Annotated in this window: 11 protein-coding genes; 10 read left to right on the top strand and 1 reads right to left on the bottom strand. The window is 64.7% G+C overall.

Annotation, left to right across the window (positions count from 1 at the left end; all coding sequences use genetic code 11):
- The 10 genes from Q3C01_RS30180 to Q3C01_RS30225 form a co-directional block, all read left to right on the top strand.
- Positions 1-472, top strand: a 472-nt coding sequence (locus Q3C01_RS30180; protein WP_458148934.1) for a carbohydrate ABC transporter permease, incomplete at its 5' end; no start/stop codon positions are given.
- Between the two features lie 3 nt (positions 473-475).
- On the top strand, positions 476-1,582 hold the full coding sequence (locus tag Q3C01_RS30185; RefSeq protein WP_458148935.1) for an ABC transporter ATP-binding protein: 1,107 nt from the start codon (positions 476-478) through the stop codon (positions 1,580-1,582).
- 19 nt (positions 1,583-1,601) lie between these two features.
- Positions 1,602-2,711, top strand: a complete 1,110-nt coding sequence (locus Q3C01_RS30190) for an ABC transporter ATP-binding protein (protein ID WP_458148989.1) — start codon at positions 1,602-1,604, stop codon at positions 2,709-2,711.
- A 2-nt stretch (positions 2,712-2,713) separates the two neighbouring features.
- Complete coding sequence (locus Q3C01_RS30195; RefSeq protein WP_458148936.1) at positions 2,714-4,294, top strand: FGGY family carbohydrate kinase; 1,581 nt, start codon at positions 2,714-2,716, stop codon at positions 4,292-4,294.
- Positions 4,287-5,327, top strand: a complete 1,041-nt coding sequence (locus tag Q3C01_RS30200) for a 2-hydroxyacid dehydrogenase (protein WP_458148937.1) — start codon at positions 4,287-4,289, stop codon at positions 5,325-5,327. Before Q3C01_RS30195 ends, Q3C01_RS30200 begins: the two co-directional genes overlap by 8 nt.
- Positions 5,328-5,346: 19 nt before the next feature.
- Entirely contained in the window at positions 5,347-6,123 is a 777-nt protein-coding gene (locus Q3C01_RS30205) for a class II aldolase/adducin family protein (protein ID WP_458148938.1), read from the top strand.
- Positions 6,120-7,628 (top strand): glycerol-3-phosphate dehydrogenase, encoded by a 1,509-nt coding sequence (locus tag Q3C01_RS30210; protein ID WP_458148939.1) that lies wholly within the window; start codon positions 6,120-6,122, stop codon positions 7,626-7,628. The genes Q3C01_RS30205 and Q3C01_RS30210 overlap by 4 nt, the downstream gene beginning before the upstream one ends.
- A 70-nt stretch (positions 7,629-7,698) precedes the next feature.
- Positions 7,699-8,727 carry a HoxN/HupN/NixA family nickel/cobalt transporter gene (locus tag Q3C01_RS30215; protein ID WP_458148940.1) on the top strand — a complete coding sequence of 343 codons (1,029 nt, stop codon included), beginning with the start codon at positions 7,699-7,701 and terminating at the stop codon, positions 8,725-8,727.
- A gap of 309 nt (positions 8,728-9,036) precedes the next feature.
- Positions 9,037-11,064 (top strand): TonB-dependent receptor, encoded by a 2,028-nt coding sequence (locus Q3C01_RS30220; protein WP_458148941.1) that lies wholly within the window; start codon positions 9,037-9,039, stop codon positions 11,062-11,064.
- Between the two features lie 110 nt (positions 11,065-11,174).
- Positions 11,175-12,263: an AI-2E family transporter gene (locus Q3C01_RS30225; protein WP_458148942.1), complete on the top strand. Its 1,089-nt coding sequence runs from the start codon at positions 11,175-11,177 to the stop codon at positions 12,261-12,263.
- Positions 12,264-12,266: 3 nt separating this feature from the next.
- Here the strand turns inward: Q3C01_RS30225 and Q3C01_RS30230 are convergent, their stop codons facing one another.
- Positions 12,267-12,788, bottom strand: a complete 522-nt coding sequence (locus tag Q3C01_RS30230) for a GNAT family N-acetyltransferase (protein ID WP_458148943.1) — start codon at positions 12,786-12,788, stop codon at positions 12,267-12,269.
- Between the last annotated feature and the right edge of the window lie 199 nt (positions 12,789-12,987).

A 12,987-nucleotide genomic window follows, 5' to 3' on the forward strand; every position in this document is an offset into this window, starting at 1 on the left:
GCTCGTGCTGCTGCCGCTGTCACTGTACTACCAGCAGCTCGGGCTCAGCGACACGTATTTCGGCATCGTCTGGGTCTATCAGCTCATCGCGCTTCCCCTGATCCTGTGGATCGTGCGCGGCTATTTCGAGGACATCAGCCCGGACATCGAGCACGCCTATCGGCTCGCCGGCCATTCCTGGCGCGAGGCCTTTACCCGCATTGCGGTGCCGCTCGCCGGTCCCGGCATCGCGGCGGCGGGCCTGCTGTCCTTCATCTTCTGCTGGAACAATTTCGTCTTCGCGCTGATCCTGGCCTCTGCCGACAAGCAGCCCGTGACCGTGGGCGCGCTGGCCTTCGTCACGGCCTCAGGCATCCAGTACGGCCAGATCGCAGCTGCGATCGTGCTCTCGGTTACGCCGACCTTGCTGCTCGCGCTCTATGCGCAGCGCTACCTGGTCGAGGGGCTCTCGCTCGGCGCGGTGAAAGGCTGACCCATGGCGCGTCTTGAACTCAATTCCGTCGGCAAGGCTTTCGGCCCGGTGCGTTGCGCCGACAACCTGTCGCTGGCGGTCGAGCCCGGCGAGATCGTTGCGGTGTTCGGCCCCTCGGGCAGCGGCAAGACTGTGCTGCTGCGCATGATCGCGGGCATGTTCGAGCCCGACGAGGGCGACATCCTGGTTGGCGGCCGCTCCATCGTCGGCGCGCCACCGGAGCAGCGCGGCATCGGCATGGCCTTCCAGAACTTCGCGCTGTTCCCGCACATGAGTGCGCAGGACAACATTGCGAGCGGCCTGCGGGCCAAAGCCAAGGGCGGTGAGTTGGCCTCGCGAGTCACGTCGATCAGCCGGTTGTTGAAGATCGAGCATGTGCTCGGCCATATGCCGCGCGAATTGTCCAACGGGCAAAAGCAGCGCACGGCGCTCGCGCGCGCGCTGATCGGCAATCCGGAGGTGCTGCTGCTGGATGATCCCTTGCGCAACGTCGATGCAAAACTTCGCTATGAAATGCGGCTCGAGCTGCCGAGCCTGTTGCGCCGCAGCTCTGCCGCGGTGCTCTACGTCACCCAGGACTATCGCGAAGCGATGGCGATTGCGGACCGCATCGCGGTGCTGATCGAGGGCCGTCTCGTCCAGGTCGCGCGCCCCGAAGAGATTTACGCCCGGCCGGCATCGGTTGCGGTGGCGCGCCTGTTCGGCGATCCCAGCATCAATCTGGCCGAAGTCACGCCCCACGCCGAGCAGGCGGGCCTGACGGCCGAGATTGCCGGGACAAAAGTCAGGCTCGATCCCGTGGATCAGCAGGCGACCGACCTCAGTCAGTGCTGGCTCGGCGTTCGCCCCGACGATCTCGTCATTACCCGGTCAGCCAGCGAAGACGCCGTTCCCGCGCGCGTCGTCGCGGTTACACCGATGCACGAAAGGGCCGTACTGCTGCTGCGCTTTGCCGATGGCTCTGAATGGCTCGCGGCGCTGCCGCCGGATTCGCCGATGGCGAGTGCCGACGACGGCGTCTTCGTCCGTTTCGCGCCGGAGGCGGCGCTATTGTTCGATCGTGCGACAGGGCTCCGGGTTGGTCTGCCGCACCGGCGTCAGGCGGCGTGAGGGAAGCGAACCCATGGCCATGCTCGAAATCAAGAATGTCGACAAGGTCTACAGCAGCCGCGGCAAACCGCCGGTGCACGCCGTGCGCGCGCTCGACATGGACGTGAAGAAGGGCGAGATCGTCGCTCTCTTGGGCTCCTCGGGCTGCGGCAAGACCTCGACCTTGCGGATGATTGCGGGCTTCGAGAGCGTGACCTCGGGCGCGATCGCGCTGTCGCAGCGGCGGATCGACGAGCTGCCGCCCGCGAAACGCAAAGTGGCGATGGCCTTTGAGGGCTATTCGCTCTATCCGCCGCTGACGGTGCGCGAAAACATTGCCTTTGCGCTCAAGGCGCAGCAGCTCTCGCGCAGCGAAATATCGCGCCGGGTCGAAGCGATCGCGCGGCTGGTCGAGATCGAGGATATCTTGGACAGCTTTCCGCGTGCCATCTCCGGCGGGCAGCAGCAGCGTGTGTCGCTGGCGCGTGCCTTGGTGCGCGACGCCGACCTCTATCTGCTCGACGAGCCCATGGGCCAGCTCGAGCCGCAACTCCGCGCCGTGCTCCGCGGCCGGATCAAGGGTCTTTTGGCCGAGCGCGGCATGACGGCGATCTTCGTCACCCATGACCAGACCGAGGCAAGCGCGCTCGCCGATCGGATTGCGGTGATGGAGGACGGCGTCCTTCAGCAATTCGCCAGCGAAAGGGAATTGAAGAACCGCCCGGCCAACTTGTTCGTCGCGAGCTTCATTGGCGAGCCGCCGATGAACCTGCTGGAGACGGACGTTGCACCCGCCGATGGCGGTTTCCGCCTGTCGGTTGGCTCCGATATCGCGTTCCGGATTCCCGGTGATACGCTCGATCAGGCCGCGCGACGGTCCCTTGAACCGGGCAAGCGCGTCCGGGTCGGCATCCGCCCGCAGAAGGTCGCGGTCGGGACGGGCGATGTCCGCGTGCGCGTCGTGTCCAATCAATGGCTCGGCGACCAGTCGCATGTCGCAGGGGAATGCGCCGGCCATCTCCTCATCGCAGTGACGCCGAACCGGATTGCGGCGCGGCCGGGCGACGTCATTCCATTCGCGCTGGAGCCGCGTCACCTCCACATTTTTGGGGCCGACGGCGCCTGCATTCGCCATGCGGAGGGGGGCTGACCATGCAGGCCTCGCCGCAGCGCGACGTGATCATCGGTATCGATGCCGGCACGTCTCTGATCAAGACCGTGGCGTTCACGCGCGACGGGCGGCAGCTCGGCGATTTCTCTCTGCCTAATATATATACGACCTCGCCCGGCGGCCACGTCGAGCAGGACATGTCGCGGACATGGACCGATACGGTCGCCGCATTGCGCGGGCTGGTGGCGGCGGTGCCGGATATTTCCCGGCGTCTCGCGGCCGTCGCGGTCACAGGGCAGGGCGACGGCACCTGGCTCATCGACGATGACGGCCGTCCGGTCGCGCCGGCGCTGCTGTGGCTGGATTCCCGCGCCGCCAGCCTTGTCGAAGGGATCCGCTCCAGCGAGCGCAATGCCGCACTCTATCGGCGTACCGGTTCCGGACTCAACGCCTGTCAGCAGGGGCCGCAACTCGCTTGGCTACAGAAGCATGCGCCCGTGACACTGTCCCGGGCCGGGACGGCCTTTCACTGCAAGGATTGGCTTTACTTCCTGCTCACCGGTCAGCGTGCGACCGATCCGTCGGAGTCGACCTTTACTTGTGGGGATTTCCGCAAGCGCGGCTTTGATGTGGAGACCGCGAGGCTGATCGGCATCGCCGATTGCGCGGCCCTGTTTCCCGAGGTCGTGGACGGGGTTACGACGACGCATCCGTTGAGTGCTGCCGCTGCGATTGAGACCGGACTGCCTGAGGGCGTGCCGGTCTCGCTCGGTTATGTCGATGTGGTCTGCAACGCTCTCGGCGCGGGCCTCTACGATCCTTCACCCGATGTCGGCTGCACCATCATCGGGTCCACCGGCATGCATATGCGTCTCGCCGCCAGCGCCGACGCGGTCACGCTGAACGCGGAGGCGACCGGCTACACCATGCCGTTCCCGGTCGCCGGCCACTATACGCAGATGCAGTCCAACATGGCGGCAACGCTGAACATCGACTGGCTGCTCGATCTGGCGCGCGATCTCTTGGCCGCCGAGGGCGTCGTGCGTTCGCGCACCGATCTGATCCGCCGTCTGGACGAGAAGGTGTTGACGGCGAAGGCCGGCGAGCTCTTGTTTCATCCCTTCATCTCCGATGCCGGCGAGCGCGGGCCGTTCGTTGCGCATGAGGCTTGCGCCCAACTGATCGGTCTGCGGTCGCGCCACGGCTATTGGGACCTGATGCGGGCCGTGATGGAGGGGCTCGCCTTCGCCGCGCGCGATTGCTATGCCGCGATGGGGGCGCTGCCGGGCGAGGTGCGGATCACCGGCGGCGCAGCGCGCAGCCGCGCGCTCGGGGCCATCCTTGGGGCTGTGCTCGAATGCAATGTTCGCGTCTGCAGCCGCGGCGAAGCCGGGGCGGGAGGGGCCGCGATGATCGCGGCCGTCGCAACAGGCCTTTATTCCGATATGACCAGTTGTGCTGAGGATTGGGTGAAACCGTATTTGAACGAGCCACAAACGCCAGACGCCGCATTGGCCGCGCGCTATGCGAAAATGTTCCCGGCCTATCTGGAGGCGAGGCTGGCGTCTCGGCCGGTCTGGAAGCAACTCGCGGCGCTGCGTGCGGGAGCCGGTCATGTCTAGCTCCATCGCCATCGTCGGTGACCGCTTCATGCTGCCGTCGGTCTTCGCCGAGAAGATCACGGCTGCCTGCGGCAACGGCGTCGACATCCGCCTACTGGAGCAGCCCTGGCCGGATGAGCCGATGGAGCACGGCTATGCCGGCTCCAAGCTCGATGGGCTGAAGGAGTTCATGGGCGACCCGGACGAGGTCGCGGAATTCATCGGAGACGCAGCGCTGCTGGTGACGCACCTCGCGCCGATCTCGCGATCAATGCTGGAGCGCTTGCCGAACCTCAAATTCATTGCGGTCTCGCGCGGCGGTCCCGTCAATATCGACATGCAGGCCACGCGCGATCACGGCGTGATCGTGGTCAACACGCCCGGCCGCAACGCGAGTGCGGTGGCCGAGTTCACCATCGGAGCTATTCTTGCGGAGACGCGCCTGATCCGCAGTGGACACGAGTCCCTGCGCGGTGGCGAATGGCGCGGCGATCTCTATCGTGCCGATCGCACCGGGCGGGAGCTCGGCGAGATGACCGTGGGCATCGTCGGTTATGGCGCGATCGGCACCCGCGTGGTGAAGCTGCTCAAGGCCTTTGGCTGCAAGATCCTGGTCGCCGATCCCTACGTTCAGCTCAGTGCGCAGGACCGCAATGACGGCGTCGAGCACGTGGGCCTGGCAGACCTGCTGGCACGCGCCGACGTCATCAGCCTGCACGCGCGGGTCAACACCGAGACGACGGGCTTCATCGATCGCGCGGCACTCGAGCGGGTCAAGCCCGGCGCGGTGCTGATCAACACGGCGCGCGGCCCGCTGGTCGACTACCAGGCGCTCTTCGAGGTGTTGTCCTCGGGGCGCCTCGGCAGCGCCATGCTCGACACGTTTGCGGTCGAACCGGTGCCGCCGGACTGGCCGCTGCTGCAACTGCCGAATGTCACGCTGACGCCGCACATCGCCGGGGCCTCCTTGCGCACGGTCACCATTGCCGCCGATCAGGCCGCGGAAGAGGTTCGGCGCTATCTCGCCGGCGAGCCGCCGCTCAACCCTTGCTGAAGACGAAAGGTACTTTGACATGACCCGTGAGGAGCGACTGTTACGCGAAGCGATCATCGCCAAGTGCCGGTGGATGAACGCCTCGGGTCTGAACCAGGGGACGTCAGGCAACATCTCCGCCCGCTACAAGGACCGGATGCTGATCACGCCGTCGGCGACGCCCTATGAGGCGATGCAGCCGGAGATGATTGCTTCGATGCCGCTCGAAGGCGAGCACGGCTCCTGGGAAGGACCGCTGCAGCCGTCCACCGAATGGCGCTTTCATCTCGATATCATGCGCGGACGGCCGGATGTCGGCGGCGTCGTCCACACGCACTCGACCTACGCGACCGTGCTCGCGATTGCCCGCAAGCCGATTCCCGCCTGCCACTACATGATGGCGGCGTTCGGCGGCAACGACATCCGCTGCGCCGGCTATGCTCGCTATGGCACGGCTGAGCTGTCCGAACTCGCCCTGCAAGCGCTCGAGGGCCGCAACGGTTGCCTGCTCGCCAACCACGGCATGATCGCGGTCGGCGCCAATATCGACAAGGCGATGTGGCTCGCCGTCGAGCTCGAGACCATCGCGCGGCAATACTATCTCTCGCTCGCGCTCGGGGGGCCGCATATTCTCAGCGAAGCGGAGATCGCCGACACGGCAAAGGGATTCTCGACTTACGGCTTGCAGGCGCCCAAGCCCAATTCCAAGCCCAGTTCCAAGTTCACGGCCAAGTCGAGTCCAAAGCCGGTCAAGGCGCGCGCCGCGAAGGCGGCGGCACGGCAACGGGTCGAGAAGAAGCACAGCGGAAAGCGATGACGGGCGCTGCGCCTGGGGCGGGCAGGGATCACGGGCTTGTCGACATCGCCATCATCGGCGGTGGCATCAATGGCGCCGGTATCGCCCGCGATGCGGCGGGGCGCGGGCTGAGTGTCCTGTTGTGCGAGAAGGATGATTTCGCCGAAGGCACCTCGTCGCGCTCCGGCAAGCTCGTCCATGGCGGGCTGCGTTATCTCGAATACTACGAGTTTCGCCTGGTCCGCGAGGCCCTGATCGAGCGCGAGGTGCTGCTCGCATCGGCGCCGCATATCATCTGGCCGATGCGCTTCGTGCTGCCGCACTCGCCGGAGCACCGGCCGGCCTGGCTGGTTCGCACCGGTCTGTTCCTCTACGACCACCTCGGCGGCCGCAAGCGCTTACCCGCGAGTCGCGGGCTCGACCTCGCGCATGAACCGGAGGGGGCGCCGCTGCGCGCCGAATTCCGCCGCGGCTTCGAATATTCGGATTGCTGGGTCGACGATGCCCGGCTCGTGATCCTCAATTTGATCGATGCCGCAGACAACGGCGCAAAAATCCTGCCGCGCACCCGCGCGGTGAGCGCGCGCCGGGAGGGGGACGTCTGGCGTCTGGAGATGCAGAGCGAGGACGGCAGCACGCAGATCGTCCGCGCGCGTGCGCTCGTCAATGCGGCAGGTCCCTGGGTGCAAGACGTCGTGCAGGGCGTAGCGGGCCTCAACTCTGCGCACAATGTCCGGCTGGTCAAGGGAAGCCATGTGGTGGTGCCGAAATTCTGGAGCGGGCCGCAGGCCTATCTGCTCCAGAACGAGGATCGCCGCGTGATCTTCGTCAATCCCTATGAGGACGATCTCGCGCTGATCGGCACCACGGACATTCCATACGACGGCCACGCCGAGGACGTCGCGATCGACCAGGGCGAGATCGATTATCTACTCAAGGTCTTGAGCCGCTACTTCCGGGCTCCGCCGCGCGGAAACGAAGTGGTCCATGCCTTCTCCGGAGTTCGTCCACTCTACGACGACAACGCGGACAATCCGTCCGCGGTGACGCGCGACTATGTTTTCGAGATTCACGGCACGCCTGATACGCCGCCGCTGCTGTCGATCTTCGGCGGCAAGATCACGACCTATCGCAGGCTCGCCGAGCACGCGCTCGGGCGTCTGGAGGGCTGGTTTCCAAAGATGCAGCCGGCATGGACGGCGGGAGCGCCGCTGCCGGGCGGCGACATCGGCGGCCCCTTCGACAGTTTCGCCGTCAACCTCGCGCGCGATTATCCCGATCTTCCGCGCAAGCTGATCCATCACTATGCGCGCCTTTACGGGACGCGCGCCCGTGAGCTTTTGGGCGCGGCCCGCATCTCCGCCGATCTCGGACGTCATTTCGGCGGCGACTTCTATGAACGCGAAGCAGCATACTTGCGCGAGAAGGAGTGGGCCAAAAGCCCGGCCGACTTCCTGGATCGCCGCACCAAGCACGGCCTGCATCTGACGCCAGCCCAGCGGGTCGCGTTTGAGGGCTACATCTAGGCTTGCTCCCTGGTGTGATAGTTCGATAGAAAGATCATACCGGGAATTGCGGTTGGATGGAGCGGGACGGGTGACGAAGTGGTCTGGGCAGGGGGGCATATCCGGCACCCTGTTGCTGTTCGCAGGACTGATCTTCGCCAACGTCGCCGCATGGATCTGGGCTTTCGCGCTGTTCGCCGACCGGCCCGCCGTGATGGCGACCGCGCTGCTCGCCTGGGTGTTCGGCCTGCGCCACGCCGTGGATGCCGATCACATCGCGGCCATCGACAATGTCGTGCGCAAGCTAATGCATGCGGGCGACACACCAAAAAGCGCCGGGCTCTATTTTGCGCTCGGCCATTCCACGGTCGTGGTGGTGGCCACGCTGCTGCTCTGCCTTGGCGTGGTGAGCCTTGGCGGCGAAAGCCTGCTCAAGACGGTCGGCGGCGTGATCGGCACCTCGGTGTCTGCGCTCTTCCTGCTGTTGATCGCCGTGGTCAATCTCGCGATCTTCGTCGGCCTGTGGCGGACGCTGCGTGCGGTCCGTGCCCATGGCACCCATGATGCGGAAGGCATCGAGGCGCTGCTGGCCGGCCGTGGTTTCCTGGCACGGCTGCTTGCGCCGATGTTCCGCATGGTCTCGAAATCCCGGCACATGTATCCGCTCGGCTTCCTGTTCGGGCTCGGCTTCGATACCGCGACCGAGATCGGGCTCTTGAGCATCTCGGCGACGGAAGCCGCCCGCGGCGCGTCGCTGTCGGATGTGCTGGTGTTTCCCGCGCTGTTCGCCGCCGGCATGGCGCTGGTCGACACCGCCGACTCGACGCTGATGGTGAGCGCCTATCGCTGGGCCTTCGTCGATCCCATGCGCAAGCTCTGGTACAACCTCACCATCACCGGCGCCTCCGTGGTGGTCGCGCTGTTCATCGGCGGCGTCGAGGCTCTCGGCCTGATCGGCCAGCGTTTTGGCCTCGACGGCGCGCTGTGGATGCTGATCGAAGGCCTCAACGGCTCGCTCGCCAATTTCGGCTTCGCGGTGATCGCCCTGTTCGTGCTCGCCTGGATCGTCTCGATCGTCACCTATCGCGTTACATTCGCCACGCCGAGCACGGCGTCCTGAAGTGCGTCGATGCGGTCGAGTTGGTCTGATTGTTTTGCGCGCGGACAGCGATTAGCCGCGTTTTCGACGCTCGTCGCGTGCCTTGCTTGCGCTGAAGGGAGAAGTGCATTCGCGCAGAATGCTTCTGCCGTGCTCGAATTGCCACCCATCGCGGTGACGCGCAGTGAGACGCCGCGGAAGACAGCAAGGCCCGTGCCGCAACGCTCTAGAAGGTCCACGGCCTCGACGACGCGGCTCGTTGTCTATCCGACTACGGTCGCGGGGGCTGCCGTCAGCGGCGTCGCCTCCGGCCCGCCAGCGTCGCCATCCATGGCAAGCGAGACGACCGTATCTGGCGAGGATCTGCGCGCAAGGCCCGTCACGCGTCCAGGAGAGCTGCTGGAGGCTGTGCCGGGCCTGATCGTGACCCAGCACTCCGGTGAGGGCAAAGCCAACCAGTATTTCCTGCGCGGCTACAACCTCGATCACGGCACCGATCTGGCGATCTATGTCGACGACGTGCCGGTCAATATGCGCACGCACGCGCACGGCCAGGGCTATGCCGATCTCAACTGGCTGATCCCTGAAACGGTCGCTGCGATGGACGTGCGCAAGGGGCCGTATTTCGCCGATGAGGGTGATTTCTCCTCTGTCGGCAACGTGCATATCGGCCTGATCGATCGCACCGTGAAGGGCCTGGCGCAGATGACGGCGGGCAGCTTCGGGTATCGCCGCTTTCTCGGCATGGATTCGGTCAAGCTCGGCGACGGTTCGCTGCTGATCGCTGGCGAGGCCGGCACCTATGATGGCCCTTGGGATAATCCCGACAACATGCGCAAGCTCAACGGGCTCATGCGCTACAGCCAGGGAACCGCGACCGACGGTGTCTCGATAACCGGCATGGCCTACGTCAACAAATGGAATTCGACCGACCAGGTGCCACAACGCGCGATCACCGCCGGCCTGCTCGACCGGTTCGGTTCGGAGGATCCGAGCGACGGCGGCAACACCAATCGCTTTGCGCTGTCGGCGCGGCTCGCGCAGAGCGACGACAGGGGCGCGTGGAAGGCCAACGCCTATGTCGTCAACAGCGAGCTCGATCTCTACAACAACTTCACCTATGTGCTCAGCGACCAAACTTTTGGCGACCAGTTCCACCAGCATGATGACCGGCTGATGGCCGGCGCCAACATCGCGCGCACGCTGAACGGATCATTTGCGGGCCTGCCCGTCGAGACCACCATCGGCTTGCAATCGCGCTACGACGCGATCGATCTCGCACTGACGCGAACGTTTCAGCGCGACTTTCTGTCGAATATCCGCAGCGACAAGGTCGGTGAGGGTAGCGTCGGCGTCTATGCCGAGACCACCACATACTGGACCAGCTGGCTTCGGACCACGGCCGGTTGGCGCGGCGATTACTACGCCGCTGATGTCGCCTCGCTGTACGACGCCAACAACAGCGGCCGCACCAACGCCGCGATCGGCAGCCCGAAATTCCGGATGGTGCTCGGTCCCTTTGACAGGACCGAGTTCTTTCTCGGCGCCGGCTACGGTATGCACTCGAATGACGCGCGCGGCGCGACGACGACCGAAGACCCCGGCGATCCCGGCACGAAGCTCTTGCCGTCACCGCTGCTGGTGCGCACCAGGGGCGCGGAGGTTGGCGTGCGCAGCAAGATCATTCCCGATCTCGACACCTCGCTCAGCCTTTTCATCCTCGACCAGGATTCCGAGATCCTGTTCTCGGGCGATGCCGGCGATACCTCGGCAAGCCGCGCCAGCCGCCGCTACGGCTTCGAGTGGATCAACCATTATCGCCCAAAATCCTGGATCGACATCGACGCCAATCTTGCGATGACGCACGCGCGGTTTCGCGGTTATGACGGCGAGCAGGCGGCGATCTATGCCTCCCTCGCAGGTTTCCCCGAGGTGCAGATCGGCAACGCGCCCGGCAACTATATTCCGAACGCGCCGGCCATGGTGGCGTCGGCCGGCATCACGCTCGGTGAGAAGACCGGCTGGTTCGGCGGCGTGCGCTGGCGTTATCTTGCCTCCAGTCCCCTGACCGAGGACAACGCGTTCCGCTCGCAACCGACCAGCATCGTCAATGCGCGGCTCGGCTATCGGACCGACAATGGCTGGCGCATCCAGCTTGACGTGCTCAATATCTTCAACACGAAAGCGAACCAGATCACCTATGCCTACGGCTCGCTGCTGAAGACGGATTCCCTTTACAATCTCTGCTACGTTCAGCAGACCGCTCCGGCGGCCGTGTGCCAGAATGGCGTGATGGATTACGTGTTGCACCCGGTCGAGCCGCTCACCTTCCGGGTGACGATGGCCGGCGCATTCTAGGGGCAATCCGGCCGGGAACCGCGGGAGCGGCGATCCTTGATCTGGGTCAACAGGACTGCACGAGGCCGATCGATATTTCTGCAAATGCTGCCTTGAGATGAGAGACCGCCGTGAAGACGCTTCGTCAGCTCTTGTCCGCAGAAGATATCATCCAGCTCTTGATCCGGCTGGGCCTGCTGGCTCTGCTGATCATCTGGACGTTCGTCATCATCCGTCCCTTCGTCTCGATTCTGACCTGGAGCGCGGTGCTTGCGGTCGCGTTCTATCCCGCCTTCAGCTGGCTTGCGAAACTGCTTGGCGGACGTCCTCGAACCGCGGCAGCGATCCTGACGCTCATCGCGCTCGGCATCGTTCTGGGCCCGGCCGCCTGGCTCGGCGTGAGCGCGGTGGAGGGCGTGAAGGATCTGGCAAGCCAGCTCGGTACCGGTGACCTTGCCCTTCAGCCGGCACCGGAACGGGTCAAAACGTGGCCATTGATCGGCCCGCAGCTCTATGAACTCTGGGATCTGGCCTACACCAACGTGCGGGCGGTGTTGCGCGAGGTGGCGCCTTATCTGAAGCCGCTTGCGGGACCGCTGTTGTCATTCGCAGGCGATGCCGGTCTCGGCACGCTTCAGTTCCTGCTGTCCGTCTTCGTCTCCGGCATTCTCCTGCCTTTCGGGCCGCAACTCGTGGCGGTGACCCGCGGTTTCCTGTCCCGGATCGTGCCCGAACAGAGCGAGCATTTTTTGGCGCTTGCGGGTGCGACCATCCGGGCGGTGGCGCAGGGCGTGATCGGTGTCGCGATCATTCAGGCCTTGCTGGCCGGTATCGGCTTCAAGCTGGCCGATATTCCAAGCGCGGGCCTGCTGGCGTTCGTCGTCCTGCTGTTGTCGATCGTGCAGATCGGTCCGCTCATCGTGCTTCTTCCCGTGGTCATCTGGATCTGGACGGACAAGGATGTCACGACGGCACTGCTCCTGACGGTGTTCCTCGTCCTTGTCGGCTTCCTCGACAACATCCTGAAACCGCTCGTGATGGGACGTGGCCTGACCACGCCGACGCTCGTCATTCTCATTGGCGTGATCGGGGGAACACTCGCGCATGGGATCATCGGCCTTTTCATTGGGCCGATCATCCTGTCTGTGGCCTGGGAGCTAGCCGCGGCGTGGATCCGCATCGACGGCGCCGGGCCGGTGGAAAAAACGACGAGCGGCTGAAGCTTAGCAGAGCTCAAGGATCAGATGGACCGTTTGCGGATCACGACGCGCGGCGGGCTTGAAGCCGGCCCTTTCGAACACGCGCAGCATTGCCGTGTTCTCGGGAAGGACCTCTGCCGTCAATTCCCGTAATCCGCCGTCGCGCGCGATCCGGATGAGTTGCCGCATGAGGAGCGAGCCGAGTCCGCGTCCCTGGAAAGCATCGATCACGACGAAGGCCATTTCTGCGACCCCTGGTTCGAACACGATGAAGCGGCCACCCCCGACAATCACCTGTCCATCGCCTTCGCGGACAAGCGCAGCAAGCGCAACGTGATTTTTGAAGTCGACCTGCATGAAGTAGGCACGCTCCTTGTCCGAGAAGTGGCGCTTCATGGCAAAGAAGCGGCGCTGCAGAGATTGCGGGCTCGTCCGCTCGATCGCGGCCAGCATGTCCGCCTCGTCCTCGGAACGTAGCGCCCTGATCTCGACCGGGCTCCCGTCCTTCAAAAACTCCTGGGCTGAATAGTGTGCCGCCTCTGTCATGAGGGTCCCGATACCATCTCGGCCTGGCTCACTGCCGAGCGCCATATCTCGACATCGCTTTAATGGTCCCCCCGACGTTGACCTAGATCAACGCTTGCCAGCGGACACGCACCTTGAATAACGCAGCGCGACAGCGAGGTCGGAACATGTCCATGGACAAAGCACAGCAACTGGACAAACCACAACTGGACAAACCACA

The organism is Bradyrhizobium sp. UFLA05-109 (assembly GCF_054185165.1).

Coding starts and splice junctions, on each gene's coding strand:
- Q3C01_RS30185 (WP_458148935.1), top strand. CDS start 476: ATGGCGCGTCTTGAACTCAATTCCGTCGGCAAGGCTTTCGGCCCGGTG.
- Q3C01_RS30220 (WP_458148941.1), top strand. CDS start 9,037: ATGGCAAGCGAGACGACCGTATCTGGCGAGGATCTGCGCGCAAGGCCC.
- Q3C01_RS30190 (WP_458148989.1), top strand. CDS start 1,602: ATGCTCGAAATCAAGAATGTCGACAAGGTCTACAGCAGCCGCGGCAAA.
- Q3C01_RS30200 (WP_458148937.1), top strand. CDS start 4,287: ATGTCTAGCTCCATCGCCATCGTCGGTGACCGCTTCATGCTGCCGTCG.
- Q3C01_RS30230 (WP_458148943.1), bottom strand. CDS start 12,788: ATGACAGAGGCGGCACACTATTCAGCCCAGGAGTTTTTGAAGGACGGG.
- Q3C01_RS30195 (WP_458148936.1), top strand. CDS start 2,714: ATGCAGGCCTCGCCGCAGCGCGACGTGATCATCGGTATCGATGCCGGC.
- Q3C01_RS30205 (WP_458148938.1), top strand. CDS start 5,347: ATGACCCGTGAGGAGCGACTGTTACGCGAAGCGATCATCGCCAAGTGC.
- Q3C01_RS30210 (WP_458148939.1), top strand. CDS start 6,120: ATGACGGGCGCTGCGCCTGGGGCGGGCAGGGATCACGGGCTTGTCGAC.